Annotated in this window: 22 protein-coding genes; 13 read left to right on the top strand and 9 right to left on the bottom strand. The window is 37.7% G+C overall.

The window, feature by feature from the left end:
• Positions 1–21 precede the first annotated feature (21 nt).
• Entirely contained in the window at positions 22–1020 is a 999-nt protein-coding gene (locus MKX55_RS19900) for an SIS domain-containing protein (protein WP_256705110.1), read from the top strand.
• A 399-nt stretch (positions 1021–1419) separates the two neighbouring features.
• The gene (locus MKX55_RS19895; protein ID WP_339234426.1) at positions 1420–2145 is read left to right on the top strand and encodes a UTRA domain-containing protein; all 726 of its coding nucleotides are present in this window, start codon (positions 1420–1422) and stop codon (positions 2143–2145) included.
• A gap of 855 nt (positions 2146–3000) precedes the next feature.
• Here the strand turns inward: MKX55_RS19895 and MKX55_RS19890 are convergent.
• From MKX55_RS19890 to MKX55_RS19880, 3 genes are all read right to left on the bottom strand, one after another.
• Complete coding sequence (locus tag MKX55_RS19890) at positions 3001–4620, bottom strand: amidohydrolase (RefSeq protein ID WP_339234424.1); 1620 nt, start codon at positions 4618–4620, stop codon at positions 3001–3003.
• A 30-nt stretch (positions 4621–4650) separates the two neighbouring features.
• A complete protein-coding gene (locus MKX55_RS19885; protein ID WP_339238587.1) occupies positions 4651–6039 on the bottom strand; it encodes a sodium/glutamate symporter in 1389 nt (462 codons plus the stop codon).
• Between the two features lie 142 nt (positions 6040–6181).
• The gene (locus MKX55_RS19880; protein WP_339234423.1) at positions 6182–6904 is read right to left on the bottom strand and encodes a GntR family transcriptional regulator; all 723 of its coding nucleotides are present in this window, start codon (positions 6902–6904) and stop codon (positions 6182–6184) included.
• A 208-nt stretch (positions 6905–7112) separates the two neighbouring features.
• On the opposite strand from MKX55_RS19880, the gene MKX55_RS19875 reads away from it, so the two are divergent.
• Both MKX55_RS19875 and MKX55_RS19870 read left to right on the top strand, forming a co-directional pair.
• The gene (locus MKX55_RS19875; protein ID WP_339234421.1) at positions 7113–7808 is read left to right on the top strand and encodes a poly-gamma-glutamate hydrolase family protein; all 696 of its coding nucleotides are present in this window, start codon (positions 7113–7115) and stop codon (positions 7806–7808) included.
• Between the two features lie 158 nt (positions 7809–7966).
• Positions 7967–8821, top strand: coding sequence for a glycerophosphodiester phosphodiesterase family protein (locus MKX55_RS19870; RefSeq protein WP_339234418.1), 855 nt, complete (start codon positions 7967–7969; stop codon positions 8819–8821).
• A gap of 234 nt (positions 8822–9055) precedes the next feature.
• On the opposite strand, the gene MKX55_RS19865 is transcribed toward MKX55_RS19870, so the two are convergent.
• Positions 9056–10105, bottom strand: a complete 1050-nt coding sequence (locus MKX55_RS19865; RefSeq protein WP_084612833.1) for a M14 family zinc carboxypeptidase — start codon at positions 10103–10105, stop codon at positions 9056–9058.
• Positions 10106–10688: 583 nt separating this feature from the next.
• On the opposite strand from MKX55_RS19865, the gene MKX55_RS19860 reads away from it, so the two are divergent.
• The 9 genes from MKX55_RS19860 (at position 10689) to MKX55_RS19820 (ending at position 19101) form a co-directional block, all read left to right on the top strand.
• A complete protein-coding gene (locus MKX55_RS19860; protein WP_339234413.1) occupies positions 10689–11939 on the top strand; it encodes an FAD-dependent oxidoreductase in 1251 nt (416 codons plus the stop codon).
• Between the two features lie 17 nt (positions 11940–11956).
• Positions 11957–13405 (top strand): sodium:solute symporter family protein, encoded by a 1449-nt coding sequence (locus MKX55_RS19855; protein WP_339234411.1) that lies wholly within the window; start codon positions 11957–11959, stop codon positions 13403–13405.
• Positions 13406–13421: 16 nt separating this feature from the next.
• On the top strand, positions 13422–13544 hold the full coding sequence (locus MKX55_RS19850; protein WP_339234409.1) for a hypothetical protein: 123 nt from the start codon (positions 13422–13424) through the stop codon (positions 13542–13544).
• Positions 13545–13937: 393 nt separating this feature from the next.
• Complete coding sequence (locus MKX55_RS19845; RefSeq protein WP_339234406.1) at positions 13938–14735, top strand: SDR family oxidoreductase; 798 nt, start codon at positions 13938–13940, stop codon at positions 14733–14735.
• Between the two features lie 27 nt (positions 14736–14762).
• The gene (locus MKX55_RS19840) at positions 14763–16646 is read left to right on the top strand and encodes a PRD domain-containing protein (protein ID WP_339234404.1); all 1884 of its coding nucleotides are present in this window, start codon (positions 14763–14765) and stop codon (positions 16644–16646) included.
• A gap of 3 nt (positions 16647–16649) precedes the next feature.
• Positions 16650–17123 (top strand): transcriptional regulator GutM, encoded by a 474-nt coding sequence (locus tag MKX55_RS19835; RefSeq protein ID WP_212928700.1) that lies wholly within the window; start codon positions 16650–16652, stop codon positions 17121–17123.
• Entirely contained in the window at positions 17107–17658 is a 552-nt protein-coding gene (locus MKX55_RS19830; protein ID WP_339234401.1) for a PTS glucitol/sorbitol transporter subunit IIC, read from the top strand. The genes MKX55_RS19835 and MKX55_RS19830 overlap by 17 nt, the downstream gene beginning before the upstream one ends.
• A 10-nt stretch (positions 17659–17668) precedes the next feature.
• Entirely contained in the window at positions 17669–18703 is a 1035-nt protein-coding gene (locus MKX55_RS19825) for a PTS glucitol/sorbitol transporter subunit IIB (protein ID WP_212928702.1), read from the top strand.
• Positions 18704–18747: 44 nt separating this feature from the next.
• A complete protein-coding gene (locus MKX55_RS19820; protein ID WP_339234399.1) occupies positions 18748–19101 on the top strand; it encodes a PTS glucitol/sorbitol transporter subunit IIA in 354 nt (117 codons plus the stop codon).
• An 82-nt stretch (positions 19102–19183) separates the two neighbouring features.
• On the opposite strand, the gene MKX55_RS19815 is transcribed toward MKX55_RS19820, so the two are convergent.
• The 5 genes from MKX55_RS19815 to xylA all read right to left on the bottom strand — a co-directional run bounded on the left by MKX55_RS19815 (position 19184) and on the right by xylA (position 26688).
• Positions 19184–20221 (bottom strand): aldose epimerase family protein, encoded by a 1038-nt coding sequence (locus MKX55_RS19815; protein WP_339234396.1) that lies wholly within the window; start codon positions 20219–20221, stop codon positions 19184–19186.
• Positions 20222–20307: 86 nt separating this feature from the next.
• Complete coding sequence (locus tag MKX55_RS19810) at positions 20308–22230, bottom strand: right-handed parallel beta-helix repeat-containing protein (RefSeq protein WP_339234394.1); 1923 nt, start codon at positions 22228–22230, stop codon at positions 20308–20310.
• A gap of 22 nt (positions 22231–22252) precedes the next feature.
• Positions 22253–23677: a glycoside-pentoside-hexuronide (GPH):cation symporter gene (locus MKX55_RS19805; RefSeq protein ID WP_339234391.1), complete on the bottom strand. Its 1425-nt coding sequence runs from the start codon at positions 23675–23677 to the stop codon at positions 22253–22255.
• Positions 23678–23837: 160 nt separating this feature from the next.
• Positions 23838–25337 (bottom strand): xylulokinase, encoded by a 1500-nt coding sequence (gene xylB, locus MKX55_RS19800; RefSeq protein ID WP_339234389.1) that lies wholly within the window; start codon positions 25335–25337, stop codon positions 23838–23840.
• Positions 25338–25362: 25 nt separating this feature from the next.
• Complete coding sequence (xylA, locus tag MKX55_RS19795) at positions 25363–26688, bottom strand: xylose isomerase (protein ID WP_339234387.1); 1326 nt, start codon at positions 26686–26688, stop codon at positions 25363–25365.
• Positions 26689–26822: the final 134 nt, after the last annotated feature.

Raw genomic sequence — 26822 nt, 5'->3', positions numbered from 1 at the left:
ATCTAGTAGGAGGAATTGAAAATGGAAGAAAACAAACAACAAACACTGCATCAATTGGAAGAGGTATATAACGCATATGAAGAAAGAGAAATAGAAAGAGTCTTTCTGGTGGCATGCGGAGGATCAAAAGCATTGATGATTCCAAGTAAATATTTGATTGACCGCGAAGCAAAAAGCATTACAGCGGAAGTTTTTAATTCAAATGAATTTATTCATTTGAATCCAAGTACACTCAATGAAAAGTCATTAGTCATTTTATGCTCACACAAAGGGAAGACGCCGGAAACAACGGACGCAGCTCAGTTTGCAAAAGATAAGGGAGCACTGACAGTTTCCTTGATGTATGTAGAAGATGCACCACTAAAACGTGCTTCTGATTATACCGTTAATTACAGCTGGGCTCCTGCCGGTTCAAAAGAGCAGTATTCGGAGATAATGAATTATGGTGTCTTGTATCGTTTAACATCCAAACTATTGAACATCAAAGAAGGTAATACAACATATGAAAAAATGGTATCCAGTTTAGACGGGTTAAGCAAAGCCTTCGATAAAGCAGATGTACAATATCGTACAAAGGCAAAAGAGTATGCAGAAGAAGTAAAAGATGAAAAAATTATATATACGGTGGCAAGCGGAGCAAATTACGGCATCGCCTATACTTTCTCAAACTGCATTCTGATGGAAATGCAATGGATACATTCCCACCCTATCCATGCGGGTGAGTATTTCCATGGAGCATTTGAAATAACTGATAAAGAAGTGCCATTTATCCTGCTAAAAGGGTTGGATGAAACAAGACCATTGGAAGAAAGAGCAGAAGTATTTTTAAACAAATATACGGATAAACTGCTTGTTATTGATGCAGCAAACCTGGATTTATCAGATATAGATGATGAGATAAAAGGTTACTTAGCACCAATGGTAATCAATTATGTATTGCGTTTACATGCAGTTGCATTAGCAGAAGTAAGAAATCATCCTTTACCAACACGCAGATATATGTTTAAAGTTGCATACTAATAGTTTAGGTAAACAAAATCCTCTTTACTCATGCGGGTAAAGAGGATTTTGTTTTATCCTTACATAATAATACAGGAATCATTTCTGTTAAAAGTGGTTCATTAAGTACTTTAGTCACTGTAGATTAAGGATAATGGTACTATGTAAATAATGTATTATAATATTAGCATATGTTATAATATAAATTAATCAATTTTTGCACGTGAATGTTACCTTATTTTTTTATCCAAATGAACTTAAAAATCCTCTCCTTCAGTGGTCATGTATAGTTATTTTTAATTTTCCTAAAATAATTCCTATTTTTGTTGGACTTCTAGGAGTTTCACATAAATATTTGCGAAAGTTGGATAATATATATTTTCATTTTAATTTCAATAAAAAAGGTTAGGAGAGAAGAAAATGAAACTGAATATATCAAGTGAAAAACCATTATACCTACAATTAAAAGAACATATTAAATCAGAAATAAATATGGAAAGGTATATGCCAGGTCAAAAGCTGTCTACAGAAACAGAATTATGTGAAGAGTATGGTGTAAGCAGGATAACGGCACGCCGGGCAATAACGGACCTGGTGGAAGAAGGCGTATTAATTAAAAAGCAGGGGAAAGGTACGTTTGTCCGAGAAGTGAAACATAAACGTGAATTAATCTCAGTAGGTAGCTTTTCTGAATTAACAAGCAGCTCTGGAAATGAACCAAATACAAAAATCTTATCTATCAACATTATTGACTTAGGGGAAAATGAGAATAACTTTCCCGTCTCAAAAAACTCTAAAATCCTCGAACTACGCAGGCTGCTTTTTATAGATAATGTGCCATTTATTATGGAAACATCGCATTACCCGCTTGAATTACTGCCCGGGTTAGAAGAAAAAATAAGTTCAACAACTTCCACATACAAAACATTAAAGGAAGAATACGGTGTTGAAGTGGTAAGTTCAGATAAAATAGTGAACGTCGGCTATGCAACGGTGGAAGAAGCGGAACGTTTGCAATGTGATATTGGCGCTACGTTATTTAATGTTGAAAAGATTTCATCTGACCAGAACAACAGACATATCCATTTTTCAAAATCGTTAATGATTGCTGATAGGGTGACGTTTACTTTGAGTATTAATAAGTGAATGAGGTACTTGAATGGGGGATTAAAGAGATGGAACTCCTATGATTGTATTGTGCTCCCAAACATACATTAATTTATTTATTAATAGAAAATAGCCCTCGATTAGATATCTGTTAAGTAATTGTGGTAGCTTAAATGATGTTTCAAAGGATTGGAAAAGAGCCGTGTGGTTGAACATAGTTAGAAGTATTAGTAAAAGGGCTGAATTTTGATAAGCAGATAGAAAAATCTATGTTATAGTCTTGATATCTTTAGAATATTGGTATCAAGCTTTATCATAGATTTTTTGATATATATGGCTACATATTTAGTTTGAGAAATTTTTAATTAGATACATTCCCTAATTAGCTTATATAATCTATATAGACAAGGAATAATACTGTTTTCTTGCTATTTCATGAGTTGTGGATGAACATATATAATAGTCGTTAAAATACAAGTTAGATTTTCAGAAGGTTATATGATGAAAAAGAAATATAAAAGAAAATACTTTTTGTTGGTGAAAAGGGACAAAATATGTTGTTTTATAATAAATTTCAAGAATCTTTAATAAATGAAGATAAAAAAGAAGCAAATAAGCATTTGAACTGGATAGAGAGAGGTTTGAATAGTACACTGCTTTATCCACTATAATAACAGCTTTAGGATTATAATAGTGAAGCTAGCTGGTATTTTAAAAAGAAACTCCATTGAGATTCCTGTTATTAATCTCAACGGAGTTTCTTTTTTGAAGTCCAACATATAAATAGATAGTTATTCTAAAATATATAAAGGGTCGAAAAGAGGGGAGCAGGATTCTTTATCATTCCTGTTTGGTTGCTTCGCTCTATTCCATTCCTAACCTAAAAACCCTTAACTATCGCACAGTAGTCATCTCACTCCGATAAATCGTCTTCCCATCCTTAATCGTCTCCAAAACCTGAATATCCCGAATATCCATCGTATCCACCTTCATCGGATTCTGATCCAAAATAACCAAATCTGCAACCTTCCCATCTTCCAAGCTGCCTTTATCATCCTCTTCAAAATATTGATACGCTGCATTAATCGTGACAGCCTTCAACGCTTCATAGACACTGACGCATTCCTCAGGCCCGATGCTCACACCATTTCTCGTTTGTCTGTTTACCGCACACCAAATCGTATGCAGCATGTCCGGTTTGACGATAGGTGCATCCTGATGGAAGTTCACGCACAGACCGCGGTCATATGCGGATCTTGCCGGGCTGATGCGGCGTCCGCGCTTGTCGCCAAGATTTTTTAGATGGACATCTCCCCAGTAATACGTGTGCGCGACGAAGATGGAGGGGATCATCGATAAGTCGGCCATGATGTCCAATTGGTCATTTCTTACGGTCTGGCAGTGTATCATCACAGGTCTCAGATTCTCTTTATCTGGATGATTCGATTCTTCCAGCGATGCTTGGTAGTTCCGTAACAGCTGATCAGAAGCGGCATCTCCATTACAGTGTGTTAATAGCTGCACGCCATCGTTGACTGCTGCGTCGGTATATTGTTTGACCTGCTCATCCTTGAACCATGGATATCCCAGGTAGGTTTCTTCGCCTTCATAAGGTTCTGTGAGCCAAGCTGTTTTCCCTTGAGGGGATCCATCTAAAAACATTTTATATCCGCCGATTTTAAAGCGGTTCTGATATTTTTTGGCATAATCCTTATTTTCTTCCATCAGCTTTTTCGGCTCTGCATCAAATACGGGGTAGGCGACCACATCGATTTTCAGCTTTTGCTGCTGGGCTAAGGCTTTGAATAAGTCAATAATCTCTTTGGATGATGCGCCGTCCTGGACGGTTGCAATTCCATTTTTGATATATTCATTCTGAGCATACTCCGCCAGCTTGAATTCATCCCGTTTCACATCTTTAAAAAGGGTTTTCTGTAATCCCATCACGGCATTTTCTTCTAAATAGCCATTTGGCTCATTTGTACCTGCAACCCGGCCGATTGTACCGCCTTCCGGGTCGGAAGTGTGCTCGTTTATGCCTGCTGCCTGTAATCCCAAATCATTCGTACAGCCTAAGTGGCCGGAAGCATGTAAAATCAAAATAGGATGCTCCGTGGATACTTGATTCAATATCTCTTTCGTTGGATGTCTGTTTTCTGCAAGAAAATTATGATCATACCCGCATCCGACGACAATATCGCCTTTTTTTAATTCTTTTTCCTGAATATATGCTTTTAGTGCTTGAATTACTTCATCAAAATTATTGCATTCACTTAAATCAGCCATCAATGAAAAATGACCAACCATCGAAACGTGACCATGTGGGTCGATAAAGGCAGGCATCAGGGTATTTCCTTGTAAATCAATGCTTTCTGCCTGAGGGCTGGCTGCTTGTTTCACTTCTGCTAAGCTGCCTTGCTTTTTGATAACTCCATTTTCTACTAAAACCGCTTCGGCGCTGTCATTTTCACCAGTCATCGTAATGATATCGCCGCCATAATATAATTTTTGCATTGCAGATTTCACTCCTTATTTCCATATAGATTATGCATAAGATTTTTTCTTACTTTTGATTGGCTCAGCTTCCTCTTTAAAATCGTATGTTTTTCTGCCCCATGCTTTAAATATCTTTAATAGAATCAAATAAACAGGGACAGGCGCCAGTAACCATAGAATTCCTGCTGTGACGGACAATGTCCCGGCCATAATCATCATAATTGTTGAAACGGTTATATAAGAGAACATCATCGGAATATTCATCATCCCTAATTCGATGGCTGTGGTGGAACGCAGGGAAGGCTCAATAATCCGTACAAGCGCGATTCCGCTGGGAACCGTACCCAGCGAGGTTCCCAGCAAACCGAGCGTCCGGGAAAAGTCGTTGTCGCCGCCTAAGCGCTTTCCAAAGTATAAAACGACCGCAATGGTAAGGATGGTTATCACAATGGCCTCGATGATAATTGGAACAATCCACTGGCCGATGATACTGAATTGAACGGCCATAAAGGAACAGACAACTAAATAATCGGTGGACCAGCCGGTGATTTTCGTTTGAAAGGTATTATCCAGCAAATGGTCCAGCTGCAGCTTTTTCAATACCATTTTTACAAAATAGCCGGCAAGCATGCCGTAAATAAACAGCATTCCGCCAAGCGTCGGACCTATTCCAGGAATCATGGAAATAAGAGATGCCATTCCTAAAGCCAGCACATAACAGATGCCAATCATCGTAAAGTGAAACGTCATCGTATCCATATTTCCGCTGAATACCGTCTCCTGTCCGATTGATTCTCTTTTTTCATTTTTCGTATAGTAGCCCCGTTTGACATAATCCTTGATCTCGGATTCGCCATATTTCTTGGCTAGCCCGCGTTTTAACCCATATTTTGCAAGAGGGACGCCAATTAAGAAGCAGGCGATAAAACCAATTGCTGCAAAGGTCAGGCCTACCATCGCTGCATTTTCTATCCCATACTGCTGTTCAAAAATAGATCCGAAAGTCGCCGCCTGTCCGGGCCCTTGTGTAAAGGCAAAGGGAATAAGCAGCCCGTATAGGGCGTCCATTCCAAAATAACCGCCGATGAGTAAAATGACAATCACACCAACAGCAGGGGTCAGTGCGTATAATAGATTCCAGAGCATGCCCATTCCGAGTGAGCCTCTGGCAATCTGCTTTCCGGCAGTATGGTCGTTGTTCGCCTTGTTATTGCTTGTTAACCCAATCGAGATAAACGTGATCGTAAATAACTGCGTGACAATCACAGTGAACATTTCGGCATTGGTGGCCTGGATGAGATTTGTATTCATGACAATCATGCCTAAAATACCAGCTATGACACTGGCAGGCACTAACATATTTCGAATAAAAGCTACTTTAGACCGAATAATCATACCGGCACAAAGCAGGATACTTGCGATACTGAATGCAATCATAAAACTCACATGGATGACCTCCCTAAAAAAGCTGTCTAATTTTGACTGCAAAAATATTATTTATATTTTATGCGATAGACACCAGTATTCTCAAGGAGGTCAGAATGTTCTAACCAGTTAAGAAACAATAAATATTCTATTTTTATTTGCTATTTCTCGACAAGGTTATTTTAAAGGAATACATATCGGCCCGATAATAGGCTCTCTCAAATTCCACAAAGGCCCCATGGACATCGGTAATTTTTCTTTCTGCGATAATGATGCTTGTCCCCTCAGGAATATTCAGTAACTCTGAATCATCCCGGGTGGAGATGCCCGCTCTGATTTCCTGCTCTGCCTGAAAGGTATTTACCTTTAATTCTCTTTCCAGCAGTTCATAGAATGCTTCTTCATCCAAGTTAAATTGAGATAATTTTTTCCCCAATGCCACAGGGTAGTAATGCCTTTCAATCCCCATTGGAATATCATTTGCATACCTTATTCTTTTAAAGTGATGTGCCTTATCTAAGCCGGTCACTTCTTTTAATCTTCCAACTAAATCGATTTCCTGGGAGGCTACTAATCTGGCTCCCGGCGCCATCCCCATTTTCTCGATATTTTCCGAGGTGCTGTGAAGGCTGCCGAGCCAGTCATTAATCGTTCGGACGGCGATGAAGGTTCCTTTCCCCGGCTTTCTAACCAAGATTCCTTCCCGAACCAGCTGCTCGATACTTTGTCTTACTGTACTTCGGCTCACATAGTGTTCATCCATCAATTCCCTCTCACTGGGAATCTTTTCGGTATAATCGCCGTTATATATTTTCTGTTCAATGATTTTTTTTAACTGCACATGAAGCGGGATGGAGTTTGTATAGTCTAAGGTCATGATTGTTTTTCCTTTCGCTGCTGTTTGACTTGTTGTTTCATTGGTATGCTTATTTTAGCATGTTTGGCGTAGAGGGGAGGGTGGAGAAAGCAGAAAAGTTCGATAAATTGCAGGAGTATATTGATGACGTTTCAGATGTGATGCCTGATATAGTAGAATGATAGAATGATAAAGAGAAAATGGCATACATGAAATAGAGGTAGCAGCGATGAAAAGAAATAACTTTATGATTGTGGGACTAGCACTGGCCGTTATAATGATAGCGATGCTGCTAGTCAATGGAAGTAACGGGAACGATAAATATAAAAACTTTAACGAACTTCATCAACAGGAGAGGCAGGATGAAGATTATCGAATCAGTTCCGAAGAAAGAGATTCGGATGTTGCCAGCATAGCCATCCATGGTGGAGGGATAGAGCCTGGTACAACGGAATTAGCGGAACAGTTAGCTTTTGCAGGCGACTATTCCTTCTATTCTTTTCAAGGAATAAAAGCAGCAAACAATACGGACCTGCATATTGATTCCACAAACTTCGATGAACCAGAGGCGGTAGAGCTTGTCTCAGACATTTTCTATACCGTATCTTTCCATGGATACGAGGACGAACTGGAAAAACACACGTATTTGGGTGGGCTGGATGAAGCATTGACCCAATCCATTGAGATAGAGCTAAAAAAAGCGGGTTTTTCCGTAAGTGATGCACCGAAGGAAATCAATGGGGAAGAAAAGGACAATATTGTTAATCAAAATAAGCAGAGCAAAGGAGTTCAATTAGAGATCAGCACTGCGCAGCGAATGGCTTTTTTTGAGGATGGGGATTTTTCTTCTGAGAATCGGGATAATCGGACGGAGGAGTTTTATGATTATGTTGAGGCTGTTGGAAGGGCGTTGGGTGGAGGTTAGGGTTTGGTAGTAAAGATGGAAGCTTCAATGTTGCAAACTTTTTGAACTATTAAGAATTTCTTAGTTTATCTTACATCTCTTTATCTTACAGTTTACATTTACTTAATAGATTACCTCTATAATAAAAAGTAAGACAGAAAAAGGGAGAGATTAAGATTATGATACGAAAGATTACTATTTTATCGTTAACAGTAATGATCTTCGCGTCTGTGTTCACAGTTCCTGTATTCGCATCCAAAGGTGGAGGCACTCAGACAGTTCAACAACAGAAAAAAATGGTTAATATTGCACATCGAGGGGCATCAGGTCATGCTCCGGAAAATACAATGGCTGCTTTTGAAAAAGCCTTTGAAATGAAAGCTGATTATATTGAAATTGATGTACAAATGACCAAGGATGGAGAGCTAATAGCCATTCACGATACAACTGTTAATCGTACAACAAATGGGACAGGATCTGTTGGGGATTACACACTTGAAGAAATTCAACAATTGGACGCCGGAAGTTGGTTCGGACAAGAATTTGCGGGTGAACAAATTCCTACTTTTGAGGAAGTAATCGATACTTATCGAGGAAAGATTGGGTTATTAATAGAATTAAAATCTCCTGAATTGTATCCAGGCGTAGAAGAAAAAGTCGCTGAAGCCTTAATGGTGCGTAATATGCATAAGCCTAATAACGAAAAAATTATTATCCAGTCGTTTAATCATACATCTGTGCAACAATCAAAAGCACTTCTGCAGAATATCCCTCACGGTGTCCTTGCCGGTACTTCTTGGGCAAATGTTACCGATGAACAGTTGGCACAATTTACAACCTTTGCTGATTTCTTCAACCCGAATATGAGTATTGTTACAGATGAGCTTGTTGACCGTGTTCATATTGCCGGGATGAAGATATATCCTTATACAGTGCGAACGCAGGAACAAGCAAATAACTTATTTGAACGCAACGTGGATGGTATTATTACCGACTTTCCCGAATATGTTTATAGACATCCAGTGAAAAACTAAGGGTCTTAAAAAAGTTAGACTGGAATTCAACACTCAGATAGAATGCGCCAAAAACCAAACGGAGAAGGTGCTTTTCTTTTTAATAGAAAGTTAAAGATTCCACACCAAAGTAAAGGGATTCTAAGAAAGTAATAATCGCTTTCTTAGAATCCCTTAAATGCTCCGTTTTCTAAAACTGCCTAGAGAAGTTCAAGGTATAGTACGAGTTATCATGATTTATGAGGAAATAACTATTTACTCCGTTGTCCTCGTAGATTGTGTTGGTAAAGTATCCCAAAAAGAAACATCTTTATTGTTGATAGATCCATCTGAAATGGCCCTAACAGCAGCATCCAACGTATTTACTGTTTGTTTTATTAAATAGCCATTACTTTTTTGTCCTAAAATGGCGGATTCATTGGAATGATCCGACATGCCGCGCATTTCAAATAACAGGGTAGAGATTCCGTATTCGACAGAAATTCCATTTCGGGAAATTGTCTCGGCAGAACCGCCATTATATTTACCAAGATGTCCCCAACCAGTTGAATCTATTTTATCAAACACCACAGCACCTAATTGTTTGGATTTATGAACAACTTCGGGGTCTGCATTTTCCGTAGTCGGATAAAGGATGGAACCAGACACTAGCTCTCCATCACGTTCACTATTAGCTCCCTGATGATGAAGGTCTATCATATAATCAATATCGTAAGCACTTAATACATTATTATGCAGGGCTTGTGTTTCCGGGAAAACTTTATTCACATGATCACGATTTAAATCCTCGCCTGCTGCATTGTATCTTGTTAGATGACGATCTCCGCTAGCAATATAATCATCTAAATCAAAATCTACATCTCCCATTGCTCCATCAGGGTTCAACATCGGAACAATCAACACATTCACATTATCTAGCACACCTTTTGTTTTACCGGTTCCCAGGTGTTTAATGAACTCAAGCGTCCCTTCTGTTGTCAATTGCTCGTTACCATGCTGTTGTGTTAAAAAAAGAATAGTTGGGTTTTCAGGGTTGGAGATATATTTAACAAGATATAGATCGCGACCTTTCATAGATTGGCCAATCACTTCCAATTCCATTTGACTTTGTTTTGAGTCCTGTTTCTTAAGATAATCAACCATTTCATCGTAGGTAGTAAGAATGGAAGTATTAACCGTTTCATTGCCATTGTAATTTGGCCCGTTTCCTACTGCATGGACAGCCGGTGAAGTAAGGATTGATCCTCCCACAACAAATGCCCCGGCAAGACTGAACATTAAAAGCTTTTTGCTTATCTTTTTCATAGATACCCCTCCCATTTTGTTATACTATCAAATTCGCTAGGGATGAATACAAATCCTTCTAAAATTATAAAAATAGAGAATATTATCTATTTTTGAATAAGTGTGAAGGTGTTTTGATAGGGAATGCGGTCATAGGATGTGTGAATGATAGAAACATGATTAGTTAAGAATGTAAATGAGATTGTTGTAGCTTATGTGGGATGCTTTGGAATGTGCTATATTTTGGATAAGGTGGATTATAAGGCTAATAGGTTGTGCTGCTGTTGAGGGAAAAGTAAGAGTTTTTAATGATAAGCTAAAGATTAACCTATTTATTAGAAGTTGATATTACTGCCATATATTAAATAAATCAAAACAAAATAAAGCAATATTCTGTCTAATCTTGTATAATAGAAATTAGAAAATTGTAAAATATTACGAGGGTGCTAACTAAGCCTGTCAGACAACAAGCTTTATGTTTTGCCAGGCAATAATTCGAGATAGAACGATCCATCGAATAAAGCATCTGTTTAATTAACGAAAAATTTAATAATTACTGATTAATCTTACTGTTTCACAAATGCTTAACAAAGGAGTCCTTATCTTGAAAAAAGTAATCATAATTGGCGGAGGCGTTATCGGCCTTACCAGTGCCTATTTTTTAAGAAAATCCGGTGCAGACGTAACGATTATTGAAAAAGGAGAATTTGGCATGGCATGTTCCAGGGGCAACCAAGGATGGGTCTGTCCAGCTATTCATGAGCCGGTACCGACGCCCGGGCTGGTAACGGAATCCATCCAAATGCTAATGAAGAAAGACAGCCCGCTTTATATTAAGCCGTCAGCCATGCCGCAGCTGTCCGGCTGGCTGACGCAATTTATGAAACATTGCAATGAAGCAGCCTTTAAGAAAGGGGAAGAGGCTTTATTAACGACGAGCAAGCATACCTTATCTCTATTTAATGAAATTCAAAAGGATGGCGTTGATTTCGAGTTGCATAAAAAAGGAATGCTGTTTGTATTTCTCCATGAGGCGAACCTGAAGAAGAAATTGGAACGTCTGGAAGCAGTCTCGCATCAATATGGACATCAAAAGCCGGAATACAAAAATCAGCAGGAGGTTAAAGCATTAGAGCCTGCACTTTCTGATGATGTAACGGGCGGCATTTTTTTAGAGAACCAATACCATATTCGTCCAGAGTCCTTTTCCAGAGGGATGGTGGAAAAATTAAAAGCATTGGGAGTTAAGCTGTATGCAAATACAAAGGTTATCGATATTGAAAAGCAGGAGAATCAGATTACTTCGGTAAAGACAAAGCAGGAAGTTTTTGAAGCGGATGCGTTCCTGCTGGCAGCCGGAGCGTGGTCTGATGATATAGGAAAAAAGCTGAATTATAAGCTGCCGCTGACTGCAGGGAAAGGCTACAGTATTACAATCACAAATCCTAAAACAGAAATCGATCATCCGCTTTATCTCGGTGATTTAAAGGGAGGAATCACTCCTTTTGACCATGCTATCCGCATCGGAGGAACCATGGAGCTGTCCGGAAAAAATGTAAACATCGATAAGAAACGTGTGCAGGGGATTCGCTCTGCCGCATCTCACTATCTAAAGGAAGAAATCAAGGGAGATAACGAGGAAGAATGGGGAGGAATGAGACCAATGACTCCTGATGGCATGCCGGTCATTGGGTCGATACCTCATCTGGACAATATGTATATTTGTACCGGCCATGCCATGGTAGGCTTGGCTATGGCACCCGTAAGCGGGAAAATGATTTCCGAAATCATCCTAACCGGGCAAACAGACTTGAATATAGAGGCTTTCTCACCAGCACGATTTGAAAAATCATAAAATGAGGGGGAAGATATATGCCAGTAAATACCTTTGATGTTATTATCGTTTTATTTTATTTAGCGCTCGTCTTATACATTGGTTATTATTCCATGAAAAGAATTTCCGGTTTTAAAGACTATACCGTTGCCGGCCGTTCCATGCCAATGGCTCTTATTTTTGCAACGCTTGCAGCAACATTAGCCGGCGGCGGAGCAACGATTGGCAGGGTGGCGTTCGTTTACGAGACAGGTTTGGTTATCTTTCTTGCGGTATTTGGTGTTGTTTTCAGCCAAATTTTAATCGGTCAATTTGTTGCTCCACGGGTTAGAAATCTTGGGAATGTCTATACCGTAGGAGATGTTTTTGGATATTTCTATGGGCGCTCAGGGAAATTGGTGTCCGGTATCTTTTCTTTCTTATATAGCGTAGGAATGTTTGGCGTACAAGTGCTGGCAATGGGAAGAATATTGGAAACCATGACAGGATTCGATTATATTCCAATGACTATTTTGGGTTCTGTCATTACGGTAATCTACACTTGGGGAGGCGGCATGCTTGCTGTCATCTATACAGACGCCATTCAATTTATTATCTTAACCATTGGTATTGCAACCACATTGACATTGGCGTTAAATAATATCGGCGGTGTCCCAGCAATCGTTGAAAAAGTCAGCGCTATCGATGCCGGCATTTTAGATTTTACCGGCGGCTGGACAATTGCAGCCATGATTGCTTTCTTCTTAACCTTCTTGCTAGGGGAAGCACTAGCTCCCTTTTATATTCAGCGGTATGCCTCATCCAGAAACGCGTTAGATAGTAAACGTTCGGTTACGTACCTTGGCATCTTTTACTTTTTCATGACAACTGCTGTCGTTTTTATCGGACTAGCGGGTGTTGTTCTTCTTCCAGGCACCGATCCGGATCTTGTATTTACCACATTAATTTTAGAGCATATGCCAACCGGCGCTATCGGATTGATTTTCGGGGGACTCATTGCAGCCGTTATGTCCACTGGAGATTCTATCTTAAATACAGCTTCCACCATCTTCACGAGGGATATCTATCAAGAATTCATTAATCCCAAAGCGACAGATAAGCAAATGCTTAACCTTGCCAAATGGTCCACACTTATCGTAGGAATTGGCGGAATTCTTGTTGCTCTTTTAATTCCAAACGTTTTCGACTTAATGGTATTCATTTTTGACCTTTGGGCGCCGTCCATTGTTCCTGTTATTATTATTGCATTATTATGGGGGAAAGCAAGAGACAGGAAAGTATCGCCATACGCTGCAATACCAGCGATACTGGCGGGGATTATCTCTTCTCTGCTATGGAATTACGGCCTTAACGAACCATTCGAAATCCCTACATTAATTGTTGGAATCTGCATGAACCTGCTTACATTCTTTATTGCACATCAATTGACGAAGAAAAAACAGCCAACTCGCGCATTTATGCAAGAGGATCTTGATCCTGAGGGATAAAGGAGGAGAATCACACATGATATTTTGGGAGATTTTAGCTTATTTATCTATTGGTGTTTGTTATTTTGGAGCGGTTGCGGTGATTTATGGGTGGATTAGGTTTGGGATGGAGCGGAGGAAGGGGAGGGAAGGGAGATGAATAGGGGGTTGGGAAATGCTGGGGATAGAAAGTAATAGATTTCGTTGATGGAAGTAATAATTGATAATGTAGATGCCCATGAATATGAAGGAAGAAACAGAATTTCTTGATTGTGAAAAATAATGTAGTAAAAAAGTGTATTAAGCTAATACATTATAGATGGCAAAATAGAGATATGGAAAAAGCCGAACTCCCTTACTTTCTTAATAGAAAGGAGGCAGTTCGGCTTTTGTAATTTATTAACTGGATTCCTAAATGTTCAAAAGCTTATTACATTTAACTGGAAAAAATAATTATTTTCTCTTTTTCATAAAACTGCACAAAACTACATATTAATTTTGAAAGCGGTTAGACATATAATGAATATAATCGAAAAATGTAGGAGGCATCTTTATGGGAAATAGTTGGTTAGATATAGAAAATAAAGTGGTCATTGTAACTGGAGGTTCATCAGGTATTGGCAGACAAATTGTTCAATCTCTTTTAGATAATAAAGCAGTTGTATATAATGCAGATTTACGTGACAATCCAATTGATCATTCGCATTATCATTTTAAAGAAACAAATGTGGTTGATGAAGAGGCTGTTCGTAGTACGGTTCAATCAATCTTTGATGAGCAATCTCAAATTGATGTATTAGTGAATAATGCAGGGATCAATTTACCAAGACTATTAGTAGATGCAAAAGGAGAAAAGCCGGAATATGAAATTAATATGAAAGATCTGGATTTGATGCTAGGTGTCAACTTAAAAGGACCCGTTCTTTTTAGTCAAGAAGTGTCTCGTTATTTTATCAAATCAAAAAAAGGCGTTATTATTAATATTTCTAGTGAAGCTGGGCAAGAAGGTTCAGAAGGTCAAAGCATTTATTCCGCTACTAAAGCGGCTCTAATTGGTTTCACAAGAAGCTGGGCAAAGGAATTAGGAAAGCACAACATCCGTGTTGTTGCAATTGCACCAGGAATTTTAGAGGAAACAGGATTGAGAACGCAGCAATATGAAGAAGCGCTTGCTTATACAAGAAATACAACTGTGGATCAATTAAATGGCGATTACTCTAAGTCCATTCCAATTCGTCGTGTTGGCCAATTAGCAGAAGTTGCTGATTTGGTATGTTATTTAAGTTCTGAGAAGTCAAGCTATATCACTGGAACAACAATCAATATCTCTGGGGGTAAATCAAGAGGTTAATCCCCAGATTAGGATAGGGGGGAAGTTATGGAGCTTAATAAGAAGCATTTGAAAATAGTAGAAGTGCTTATATCGGAAAATATTTCAGCTGAAAAACTTTCCCATTTATTGAATATATCGCAACGAACGTTGTCCAATTATGTAGCTCAGATTAATGATTATTTTGAAGGCACTTCTCAAATTATAAAGGAACATCATATTATGTCGATATTCATCCTTGATGAAAGTAGGTTTTCGGACCTCTTAGAGACATGGAGGAAAGAATTAAAGAGATATGAAAGCGAATTGAATCATCGGCAGGATACTGTTTTTCATCATTTATTAAAACATCAGAAGAGCACAATTGATGATATTGCTGAAGAGTTGTTCTTAAGCAAAGGTGTTGTCAATAATATTATAGCTGAATTAAAAGAAAAGTTGCATTCTTATCCAGTGGATATTAAGGGGACACAGAATGTTGGCTTACAACTGGAAGGGAACGAAATTGCCATTCGGAAAGTAATTATTGAACAGTTTCCTAATAGTTATCACGAACAACCGCTTCCTGATCAAATTGAACATCATTTACTGAATTTAAAAAAGAAATACAACTTAGATGATTCGTCATCTTCCAGATTGCGATTAGCTACACAAGTTACACTGGCCAGGCTTGAAAGTGGAATTTTTATTGAAACAGACTTGGATATTGACCAACAGGTATTTGAATCAAAAGACTTTCAAAGTTTTCAAGCATTGAAGGAAGCAATTGCAGGTAGGTATAATCTAGAAAACGTTAATCAGGAAATTTTTGTTATTGTTCTTCAACTACTTGGACGCAGAGCTTCCATTATAGATGAAATAATTAATGAAAATGAGCATTCGATGCTTGAGCGTATTATAAAGAATACGATTAAAGACATCAATTATTACTACACGATTAAAATTGATGAAGCCATGTTTAGTAAAGATATTCAGCTTCACATCAAACATTTAATTAACCGTTTGATTTTCAGTGTAAAGGTAAATAACAACTTGATGGAGGATGTACAGCAACGTTTTCCGTTTGCATATGAGCTATCAAGTGTTCTAGCCGAAAATATAAAAAAAGAAATAAATATGGAAGTTCCTATTAATGAGCTTAGTTTTCTTTCGTTATATTTTAGTGTGTATTTGGAACAGTTAGAACAGAAAATCCGTGACATTAAATCGGTTGCTGTTATTACAAACCAAGGCTTAAGCGCATCGAAGTTGCTAACAACAAATTTACAGAAAATCTTTAGTAATCAAATTGACATTGAGGTATTTAATGAAGATGTGCTAAAAACAGAGAATATCAAACAATTTGATTTGATTGTTTCTACTGTTTGGACAAACCGTCTATTTAATAAAGTAGTCTATATCGAGAATATACTGGATACACAATTACTGAAATTAAAAATCGAGCAATTCTTAGTTTATAAAGATGTTAAGAATAAAAAGTTATTCAATCAAAGTGTTCTTGTAGATTTTATTGAAGAAAAAGATTTTTATCATGTCGATACGTTTGATTACTATGAAGATGTTATTCGATTTTTATCTGGTGAGTTAATCAAAGAAGGAAAAGTTGATGGAGAATTTACAAAGCGTATTATAGCACGGGAACAAATGAAATCAACGGTTATGGGTGATTTGGCGTTTCCCCATGTGAGTCATCATCAAGACGGTATTTGTATAAAAGTTGCTTTGTTAGATAGCCCCTTAAGAGATTATCAGAATGTCACTATTGTCATCTTATTAGCTACACCGGATCAAACTGGTAATGAAGCAGTGTTAATTAGAGTATATGAAGAAGTGTTGGCGATGACCACTAATGGTTATCTACTTAATAAAATGACTAAAGATATGGATTATACTTCGTTTGCATATATTTTGAATCAAGAAATGAGGAAATAGCTTATGTTTTTTATTATGCTGATTATTATTTTAGCAGTTGGTTTTGTTGTCCAATATTTATTTGGTTTTGTCCAAATCAAGCATTTCACTAAGCATTATACGGAGTTGAGAGAAAAGGGTCGTGTAGCTATTGGAAGACGACCAGCAATTATTAGATCAGGAACGCTTGTGTTATTTCAATTAAATAATAAAAATGAAATAGAAGAAGCACGTTATATGCAAGGAGTGACAGTGTTTTCCAGATTTAAGCAGTTGAAGGGCTTAGAAGGAAAAAAGATGAATAAGCTCAAGGAAGAAGATTTCATAGACTATAATAAGCTTTTAAAACGTGCCATTGTTGATGCACAACATACATTTAATGTAGTGCAGGCTGGTGGAGAAATCGAACAAATTCCTTCACCAATGATGAAAGTTGTAAATAAAGTAAATAAAATGTTCACAAAGAAAGGGGTCAAGAAACATGGACTTCATAGTTAAATTAGCGGAAGGGTTTATCAACCTCTTCCAAACAGGTGCAGATACGTTTATTGGATGGATGGGATCCATCGTTCCATTAGTTCTTATGTTATTAATTGCAATGAATACATTAATCCAGCTAATTGGAGAAAACCGTATTAATAAGATAGCCCAAAAATCAGCAGGAAACCCATTATTAAGATATATGGTGCTGCCATTCTTAGGTTCATTTATGCTGGCAAATCCAATGCTTCACTCTTTAGGGCGATTTTTACCAGAAAAGTACAAGCCAAGCTATTTTGCTGCAGCAGGACAGTTCGCACATACAAGTAACGGTATTTTCCCTCATATTAACCCGGCAGAATTATTTATTTTCTTAGGTATTGCAAGCGGGATTCAACAATTGGGATTACCTATGACAGATTTAGCAATTCGCTATTTACTGGTTGGTTTAGTAATGAACTTTATTGGTGGCTGGGTAACTGACTTTACAACAAGTTATGTAGAAAAACAACAAAAAGTAAAATTAAGTAAAAAAGTTCATATAGAGGGGTAGGTGTAAAGCCATGAGTAAAAAAGTCAAAATAGTTAAAGGTTCTGGCGGGTTCGGCGGTCCTTTAGTAATCGGTGTAAATGGTAAAAAAGATAAAGTAATGTATGTGACAGGCGGTCATAAACCTGCTATTGTAGATAAAATATGTGAAATTACCGGCGCTTCTGCGGTAAACGGCTTTGAAACTTCCGTACCAGAAGACGAAATTATGGTTGCTGTTATTGACTGTGGAGGTACATTACGCTGTGGTATCTACCCCCAAAAAGGTATCCCGACAGTTAATATTATGGCGACAGGAAAAAGCGGTCCATTAAGACAGTATATTACAGAAGATATTTATGTATCGAATGTAGATGTGGATCAGGTAAGTGTTGTTGGGGAAGAGGAAGGCACTGACCAAGCTTCTAAGACGGTTCAGCAGGCTTCTTCTGAGGAAACAGAGAAGGAAGAAAAGACAGAGCAAGAAACAACCTATTCTAAAGATAAAAAAATTATGGAAACACGTGCGGAGCAAGAAAACAAAAGCTTGCTCACCAAAATTGGTTTAGGGGCAGGGAAAGTAATTAACACTTTCTATCAGGCCTCCCGTGATGCTGTAGAAACGATGCTGCACACTGTTATTCCTTTTATGGGATTCGTTGCCCTGTTAATTGGTATCATTCAAGGCTCTGGAATCGGTGATTTATTTGCTAATATTATGTCTCCGCTGGCAGGAAACATTTGGGGACTAATGGTTATCGGCTTTGTATGTTCTTTGCCTTTCCTAAGCCCATTACTCGGGCCAGGCGGAGTCATTGGACAAGTATTAGGAACATTAATTGGTGTAGAGATCGGTAAAGGGAACATCCCTCCAAACCTAGCATTACCAGCATTATTTGCTATCAATACTCAAAATGCTGCTGACTTTATCCCTGTAGGTTTAGGTCTTGCAGAAGCAGAAACAAAAACAATTGAAGTCGGTGTACCATCTGTCCTGTATTCCAGATTCTTAAATGGTGTACCAAGAGTATTTGTCGCCTGGCTGGCAAGCTTTGGGCTGTATAAATAATAGATGAAAAGATAAGAAATTAATAAATTTAGGAGTGTTTTAACATGTATCAAACAGCAATTAAAAGTATCGGAAAAGACGCAAAAGCATTTGAAGCAGAAAAAATGATGGTTTTATTTGGAGATAATGCACCAAATGAACTAGCAGATTTTTGCTACGTGATAGATTTAGTGCCTGTCGATGAAGATATTGCAGTAGGAGACACATTAAAGTTAGATAATGTTTCTTATCAGATCACAAGTGTTGGTGATGCAGTAAGAAAGAATTTAAATGATTTAGGTCATATCACATTGAAATTTGATGGCAGCACTACAGCGGGACAATCAGGTTCACTTTATTTAGAAGAGAAAGAAATTGTTGATGTGAAGCCTGGTAGTACGATTACGATAGAAAAGTAAACCATAGATTAAAAATAAGATTCCCCATAAGCGAACAGGAAGGCCTGAAGTTTATGGGGATTTTTTGGTTCCTATTTACAACTTACTCTTCCACCCCAAATCGAAACGCCGTTCGTTTCCGGTACACCTCCCCAGCCCCCAAAATAATACTAGGCAAACCATCATCATGCAATGAACCAGTAAATCCCTGTGTTTCAAAACACACACCCAAATACTTTTGAGTTGCCCCTTCCAACAACGCCGCCCCATCATCTAAACTATTTGAAGTGTACATCACCATTCCTGGCTGATTCGTTTCAATAGCAAGCGTGCGTCCACTCGTCTTCTCGCTGACAAATACATTTTCCTTTTTATCGTGATCGAATATAAAATAATGGTCAAAACCATTTCCTACAATCTTATTCTGTTCGAAATTTGATACTATACCTTCCTTGAGCGTCTGACCTTGAGTAAAATCAAAGGGGGTGTTCTTTACATCAAGTAATCTTCCAGTGGGTAACAAGGCACCATCCAGCTCTGTAAATTGATGGCTATCTATCGTAACATGATGATCATGTATTGAATCACGTAAATTGCCTGTTAAATTAAAATAGGAATGATTTGTTAAAGTAAGCGGTGTTGTTTCGTCTGTCTGTGCCCAATAGTCCAATATTAATTCATTGTCTTTGGTTAATGTGTATGTAACGTCTGTCTTCACATTTCCGGGGAAACCATTTTCGCCATCACTGCTAATATAATGCAAGGTGACGCCTGCGTACGCATCTGATTCAAATGTTTCTCCTTCCCAAAGGACTTGGTGAAATCCATTGGAGCCGCCGTGCAAATGATTTACTCCATCATTTGCTTCTAGTTCATATTGTTTTCCATTTAATGAAAAGTGCGCATTTTTGATTCGTCCAGCTACTCGGCCAATAATAGCGCCCAAAAAATAAGGGTCTGTCTCATAATTTTCGTAGTTATCATATCCCAAAACAACATTTTCAACTTTTCCATTTTTATCTGGAGTACTAATTTTCGTGATAATTCCGCCGAAATTTAATATATTTACCTCCATACCAAAATCATTTTTTAAGACGAAAAGCTTCCACGTTTCATTTAAGTATTTTGTGTTTACTTTCATAAGATCAACTCCAATATGAGTAAGTGAAAAAAGGACTTGATAATCCAAGCCCTTTTTATTTAATTTTATCTCGTTTAGACTAACATTTATCCCCAGACTTTCACATAGTTTTCTCCATTTTTTAAATCAACAATTGGTCCCAAAACACTTTTTTCTGTTCTTTGTTTACCCAGATAATCTGTATCTAAAGTAACTTCACTTCCATCTGGGTTTTCAAAATCTGCATCAACAATTCGTACTCGAGGTAGCGTTCCGGTAGATTGGATTTCTCCGAGGATGTTTTCAAAATCATCCGGAAGTTCACAAGAGAGATACACTTCATTGCCTTCTTCAATAATACGTAGTTTAGGGTCAAAACGATTTACTTCAAGCTTATCTTTTTCCCTTTCAAAAGAAGCTGCTCCGTTGAAATAGGCATTATGATTGATATATACAGGCTGATTCACCTTATGGAATGCTTCATGGTCGCCAGGCTCTTGTTTTACAGTCTCAATATACTCCTCTAATGACGCTGTATAGCCGTTGTAATGAGCTGTGCCAACTCCTTCAAAGTTGGAATCGCCGATGAATATATTATTATAAAAACGGTCATCTCCGCCATAAGTAGCTGCAAAACCAGCTACCTTTGTGCTGTGTGGATAATGGTAAGGAGTTGGACGATCCAACATTTTGCGATGAACCATTTTGCCGCGAATGATATTATTTACGTAAGCACCGCCCTGTGCATGATTATCTAAAGCATAGTCTGCAGTTAGTATATTATGATCAACTAAATAAGGACCACTGCTAACCTCAACAAACAAGTCGCGATTATTTCTATAAAATAGATTTTTGCTTATTCTCGTACCTTGTGTTTGCCAATCTGACCATATGCCTAGAGAACAGTCATGGAAACGGTTATTGTGAATTTGCGTATCAATCGCGGCATGTAATTTAATACCTGCTATCTCATGCCCGAAAAATTCTCTCTTTAATGCAATGTTATAAATATGATTATTATAGATTTCGCTAAATACACAGCCAAGATGACCTACGATGCCATTCTGGCCGCAATCATAGATTGTGTTATTTCGGATAATATGGGAACCGACTTTTTCTTTGTTCCAACCTGCTTGGTGAGCGTGGAACACAGATTCTAATTGATATTGGTAACCCGGCTTATCTTTTCGTTTGCTGCTAAAGTTATTTCCAGTGCTGGCTTCTTTTCCAATACTGATTGCGCTGCATTTCGCATCATGAATGATATTATCCTCGATTATCCAGCCTTTACTCCAATGAGGACCAATCAGTCCAGGTTGATCAGCGGTAGGCGGTGCCCAAGGAGTAGCTGCTTGTGCTAATTCAAATCCTTTAACTGTAATATAATCAATACCTGTATTTTCTGGATAAAACACAGATTTTCTAACGTTTATTTCTACTAATTCTTTATTTGGATCAAACTCATGAAAATTAGCGTAAATTGTTGTGTAGTATTCATCGACCTCTGCAAACCAAACAAATTTTGTTTGCTCTTGATTATGAACAGGGACGACTTCGTTTGTCCAATGATCTAATACTTCTGTTTGTATCTCGGGATCCAGTAGTTGTTCATAGCTTTCTGTTTCGTAAAAGGACATACCATTTAAATAAACGTCTCCTAAATGTCTTCCGGGGTTATAAACGACCCAGTCACCAAAAATTTCTTCGGTATAGGGATTGTACTCTCCAAAAAATGAATTAGGTAATTGAACTTTCCATACATTATTTTCTACTGCCTGCCAATCTTGGATATGCTCTGAACCTTTAATAATTATTTTTTCACCTTCTGCTGCTTCGTAAGTGATTCTTCTGAGATTGCTTAATCCGGAATTTTGAGGGTTTACTCGTTCTCTGTATTCTCCTTCATGTACAATAACTTTATCACCTGCCACTGCAATAGAAGCTGCTTTGTTAATTGTTAAAAAAGGATTTTGTTTTGTTCCTTCGGCCATATCAGACCCGTTTTTCGCTACATGATATTCAAAAGTCATTTTTTATTTCCTCCCTATATAATTAAAGTTTCACTAAGTTTTTAGTACGATTCTCGCCAACTTTTCCTTCTTGAATTTCTTTCTTAACAGATGGAATAAATTTTTCGTAATTTAATGTGAATGTGACTAGCATAATAATGATGATACATGCAAAAGGGAAATAAATTTGCATGGATTTCATTGCTAAAATCGAGCTGTCCGGTTGAATGGAAGAACCAGCAACGTATCCGCCAATAGTTAGTGTCCAACCGACGATAGCCCCTTGTAACCCAGATCCAATCTTCATGCCAGCGCTTGTTAAACTAAACACAGATCCTTGTACAGGAACTCCTGATTTCCAATAAATCAAATCTCCTACGTCTGCTACAATAGCGCTAAGTGCACCTGTGAAAGGAACAACACCGATAGCGTTTACAATAAGACCTATAGTCAGTAACGTTAAATTCTCAGAGAATACGGTCATAATCAAATAAGAGATAATGGAAATAATTAACCCTATGACGATACTTCTTCGAATTCCGAACTTTTCTACAAATTTAGGTGCGTACATTAATCCTATTATTGTTGGAACAGTAGTTGCTAAGCTTAATATAGCCATGATGTCAGCGTTGTTAAATACGTAAGTAGCATAATAAACTCTGATACCGTTATCAGTCTGCCTTAAATACCAAAGTAAGTACAAAACAATTGTGATAATAAAGTATTTATTTGTTAACAATACTTTCATTATGAGAAAAAAGGGAACTCTTTGTGTTGTATTATTTTCAGTCTTTCGCTTAGCAATATTTCTTTCTTTTACAAACCACCCGGTAATCATCAAAGGGACCGCGCATAAAAAAGCATAAATTATTGTAGTAATCGTCCATCCCTGTTGACCGCCGCCGAATCCGCTTACAAAAAAAGTCGTAAATGTTGTAATGGATAAAACAGCCAGCTGTGAAAAAATAAAGCGGATGCTTCCTAATGAAACGCGATCATTCTTATCATTTGTCATAAGAGAAGTCAGAGAAGAATAAGCGACGTTATTAGCGGTATAAAAAACTGCAGAGATTAACAAATAGATGATAAAAATATATATGATTTTTCCAGTTTGGTCTAATGCCCCTGGCACATTGAATAATAAAAATGTCAATAAACCGAGAATGGGAGCTGTCCAAAACACCCATGGTTTGGCTTTGCCCATTTTTGAATTCGTGTTATCGATTAAGGTCCCCATAAATAAATCAGTGAACCCGTCTGTAACACGGGAGATTAGAATAATCGTTCCAATTATTCCAGCTGAAATCCCCACTGTATCCGTCATATATATAGTGAGAAAAGAGGCAATAAAGGTCCAGCTATAATTTGCTCCAAAATCTCCTATACCAAATGTTAGTTTTTCACTCATTTTTAGCTTTTGCGTTTTTACTATTTGTGTTTCACTTTGCTCCGATTGTGCAGCATGCATTTTCATACCTCCATTTTTAATGAAAAGATAACGTCAACCTGCCATAAAGAGAACCCTTACATATTAAAATGAAATTTTTTTGATTGTTTCTACTAGCTTCTTCTGTGATAACTGCGTGGAGCAGTTATCTTTTAAATTATCAATCTCATGACTCCATGTATTACTGCCGGTGCTGCATCAACTTTTTATTTAGTGATTGTGTTGAAGTATAGACTTGTTGGTAGAGTTTAAATAAAGTTTGATAAACTACTACATTTTCTTCTATCGGTTTATATATTTTTTCTGCATGTAAAAAAGTATCTGCGCAATCTTCAAGTGTTCTAAACCACCTGCAACCATAAGCTGCTAACATTGCTGCTCCCATTCCTGGACCTTGCTCATTGGATAATTTGACAACCTCTGTATTAAAGATATCTGCTTGCATTTGCAGCCATATCTCATTTTTTGAACCACCACCAACGGAAATAATTTGATCGATTTTCTTCCCTTGGTCCCGGAATAACTGGACAGACTCATTTAACGAAAATGTAACTCCTTCCATAACAGACCGTACAAAATGTTTCATCTTGTGAGAACTGTCTATTCCAATGAAACTTCCACGAATAGATGCATCAACATAGGGGGTGCGTTCACCTGCAATATAAGGTGCGAATAGTAAACCATTTGCACCCGGTGGAACTTTATCAACATCGTTAAGCAATTGGTCAAACGTTTTTTCTTCTGCGAAAGTATCTTTAAACCACGTAAGGCTTTGACCAGCCGCTAGTGTCACTCCCATAGTATAATAAGCATTTGGTACGCCATGATTAAAATAGTGAACTTTTCCCTGAAAGTTGCGATCTCTTCGGTCTTCATGAGCGAGAACTACCCCGGATGTCCCGATACTGGCCATTGTTTTACCTTCTGTTAAGACTCCTGATCCAATTGCGCCGCATACATTGTCAGCACCGCCAGTAAAGATGCGAGTTGATTTGGACAGACCAGTTTTTTCAATAATCTCAGGGGTCAATATTCCAATTTCTTCAGAAGATTCTACCAAGGGTGGACATATATCCAAATTGATATCTAATAAATCACAAATACTCTTGCTCCATTCTTTTTCTGCTACATTTAGCAATAAGGTACCAGCTGCATCGGAATATTCCGTATGCAAACTTTTAGTAAGCTTCAAACGGACATAATCTTTTGGTAACAAAAACGTTTTTACTTTACTATAAAGCTCAGGCTCATGATTTTTTACCCATAATAATTTAGGTAATGTAAATCCTTCTAATGCTAAATTTTTCGTGATACGAAGCAGTCTTTCTTTTCCCACTTTTTCATAAATCTCCTGACACTCCGCTGTAGTTCGTGTATCATTCCATAAAATTGCATTACGAAGAACATTTTGATTTTCATCGAGCAGAACCAGTCCATGCATTTGTCCAGAAAAGCTGATACCTTCAATGTCATCTGGTTTACCTTCGAATTGTTGAATTAGTTCAGAAAGCCCGGCGACAGTTTGGTCTACCCAATCTTTAGGGTTCTGTTCGCTATAGCCTGTTTTTTCTTGTAAGAGGGGATATGTTTTTGAAACTTCTTTTACAACATCTCCTTGTTGATTAACTAATAAAAGCTTCACAGCACTTGTCCCCAAATCAACACCGATAACATGCTTCATTACTCAGCCTCCTTATGTCCAGTTCTTATTGATCTGAATAAATTGTCAGCAGATATTGATTGATTACTGCCTTGATTCTTTCCAATTGTCCGGATTGTTGATTTATTTCTTTTAAATCAAGTGCATGCTCTTCTAATTTATGGAAATTCATTTTTTCTTCCACGATGTTCAAACCAATACCGTGTGTATAGCTGCTATATCTGTTATTTACAACATTTTCAATAATTTGATCATCTAATAATTTCTGAGCCACTTTTAACCCGATTGCGAAACTATCCATTCCAGCTATATGTGCGTGAAAAAGATCTTCTGGCTCAAATGAACCTCTTCTTACTTTTGCATCAAAGTTTAATCCGCCGCGGCCCAGTCCGCCATTTTTGATTATTTCATACATAGCAAGTGTAGTAGCGTATAAGTCAGTTGGGAATTCATCTGTATCCCAGCCTAAAAGTGGGTGTCCTTGATTGGCGTCTACTGATCCTAAAATATTATTGACACGTGCGTAGTGCAATTCATGCTCAAATGTATGACCTGCAAGTGTGGCGTGATTGGCTTCAATATTGAATTTAAAGTGATCTTGTAAATCATAATGCTGCAAAAAGGCGTAACTGCTAGCAACATCAAAATCATATTGGTGAGTTGTTGGTTCTTTAGGTTTTGGCTCAATTAGGAACTGACCATCAAAATCAATTTCTTTAGCATAATCTACAGCCATATGGAAGAAGCGTCCGAGATTGTCTAATTCGAGTTTCATATCTGTGTTAAGGAGCGTTTCATAACCTTCTCGGCCTCCCCAAAATACGTAGTTTTCTCCACCAAGTTCTTTTCCGATTTCTAACCCTTTTTTTACTTTGGCTGCAGCGTAGGCGAATACATCTGCATTGTTAGAAGAAGCCGCCCCATGAATAAATCTTGGGTGAGTAAAATTATTAGCAGTATTCCAAAGCAGTTTCGTTTTGCTGTCTTTCATATAATCTTTGATCATGGAGACGATTGTATCTAAGTTTTTATTTGTTTCTCTTAAAGTTTCTCCTTCTGGTGCGATATCCACATCATGAAAACAGAAATAGGGAACATTTAGCTTCTCAAAGAATTCAAAAGCTGCCTCTACACGAGCTTTTGCTAAGTCCATTCCTGAGAATTTATCCCAAGGGCGGACAGCTGTTCCAGAGCCGAATGGGTCTGATAAATCTTCAGTAAATGTATGCCAGTATGCTACTGCAAAACGTAGATAATCCTCCATATTTGCGCCGCCAATGGTTTCCTCCGGATTATAGAACTTAAATGCATAAGGATTCGTTGACTTCGAGCCTTCATAAATTATCTGATTTACGTTTGGAAAATAACTCATTCTATAAATACCTCCTATTTCATTAAGTTAGTTAAAATAAGTTTATATAACTTTGTTTAACCTTAAAACTAAGTTTAGTATTTGTTGGAAGCGTTGTCAACAATAAAATTAAAGAAAAAAGGTATTGATATGAT

The sequence above is a fragment of the Oceanobacillus sp. FSL W7-1281 genome, assembly GCF_037969835.1.
GTDB classification, from domain to species: domain Bacteria; phylum Bacillota; class Bacilli; order Bacillales; family Amphibacillaceae; genus Oceanobacillus; species Oceanobacillus oncorhynchi.
The sequence above is the reverse complement of the archived record's forward strand: the minus strand, read 5'-3'. Positions and strand labels throughout refer to the sequence as shown.

What these genes read in the sequence shown, in the direction of transcription:
- MKX55_RS19900 (WP_256705110.1), top strand. Translation starts at nt 22, where the DNA reads ATGGAAGAAAACAAACAACAAACACTGCATCAATTGGAAGAGGTATAT.
- MKX55_RS19895 (WP_339234426.1), top strand. Translation starts at nt 1,420, where the DNA reads ATGAAACTGAATATATCAAGTGAAAAACCATTATACCTACAATTAAAA.
- MKX55_RS19890 (WP_339234424.1), bottom strand. Translation starts at nt 4,620, where the DNA reads ATGCAAAAATTATATTATGGCGGCGATATCATTACGATGACTGGTGAA.
- MKX55_RS19885 (WP_339238587.1), bottom strand. Translation starts at nt 6,039, where the DNA reads ATGATTGCATTCAGTATCGCAAGTATCCTGCTTTGTGCCGGTATGATT.
- MKX55_RS19880 (WP_339234423.1), bottom strand. Translation starts at nt 6,904, where the DNA reads ATGACCTTAGACTATACAAACTCCATCCCGCTTCATGTGCAGTTAAAA.
- MKX55_RS19875 (WP_339234421.1), top strand. Translation starts at nt 7,113, where the DNA reads ATGAAAAGAAATAACTTTATGATTGTGGGACTAGCACTGGCCGTTATA.
- MKX55_RS19870 (WP_339234418.1), top strand. Translation starts at nt 7,967, where the DNA reads ATGATACGAAAGATTACTATTTTATCGTTAACAGTAATGATCTTCGCG.
- MKX55_RS19865 (WP_084612833.1), bottom strand. Translation starts at nt 10,105, where the DNA reads ATGAAAAAGATAAGCAAAAAGCTTTTAATGTTCAGTCTTGCCGGGGCA.
- MKX55_RS19855 (WP_339234411.1), top strand. Translation starts at nt 11,957, where the DNA reads ATGCCAGTAAATACCTTTGATGTTATTATCGTTTTATTTTATTTAGCG.
- MKX55_RS19850 (WP_339234409.1), top strand. Translation starts at nt 13,422, where the DNA reads ATGATATTTTGGGAGATTTTAGCTTATTTATCTATTGGTGTTTGTTAT.
- MKX55_RS19845 (WP_339234406.1), top strand. Translation starts at nt 13,938, where the DNA reads ATGGGAAATAGTTGGTTAGATATAGAAAATAAAGTGGTCATTGTAACT.
- MKX55_RS19840 (WP_339234404.1), top strand. Translation starts at nt 14,763, where the DNA reads ATGGAGCTTAATAAGAAGCATTTGAAAATAGTAGAAGTGCTTATATCG.
- MKX55_RS19835 (WP_212928700.1), top strand. Translation starts at nt 16,650, where the DNA reads ATGTTTTTTATTATGCTGATTATTATTTTAGCAGTTGGTTTTGTTGTC.
- MKX55_RS19830 (WP_339234401.1), top strand. Translation starts at nt 17,107, where the DNA reads ATGGACTTCATAGTTAAATTAGCGGAAGGGTTTATCAACCTCTTCCAA.
- MKX55_RS19825 (WP_212928702.1), top strand. Translation starts at nt 17,669, where the DNA reads ATGAGTAAAAAAGTCAAAATAGTTAAAGGTTCTGGCGGGTTCGGCGGT.
- MKX55_RS19820 (WP_339234399.1), top strand. Translation starts at nt 18,748, where the DNA reads ATGTATCAAACAGCAATTAAAAGTATCGGAAAAGACGCAAAAGCATTT.
- MKX55_RS19815 (WP_339234396.1), bottom strand. Translation starts at nt 20,221, where the DNA reads ATGAAAGTAAACACAAAATACTTAAATGAAACGTGGAAGCTTTTCGTC.
- MKX55_RS19810 (WP_339234394.1), bottom strand. Translation starts at nt 22,230, where the DNA reads ATGACTTTTGAATATCATGTAGCGAAAAACGGGTCTGATATGGCCGAA.
- MKX55_RS19805 (WP_339234391.1), bottom strand. Translation starts at nt 23,677, where the DNA reads ATGCATGCTGCACAATCGGAGCAAAGTGAAACACAAATAGTAAAAACG.
- xylB (WP_339234389.1), bottom strand. Translation starts at nt 25,337, where the DNA reads ATGAAGCATGTTATCGGTGTTGATTTGGGGACAAGTGCTGTGAAGCTT.
- xylA (WP_339234387.1), bottom strand. Translation starts at nt 26,688, where the DNA reads ATGAGTTATTTTCCAAACGTAAATCAGATAATTTATGAAGGCTCGAAG.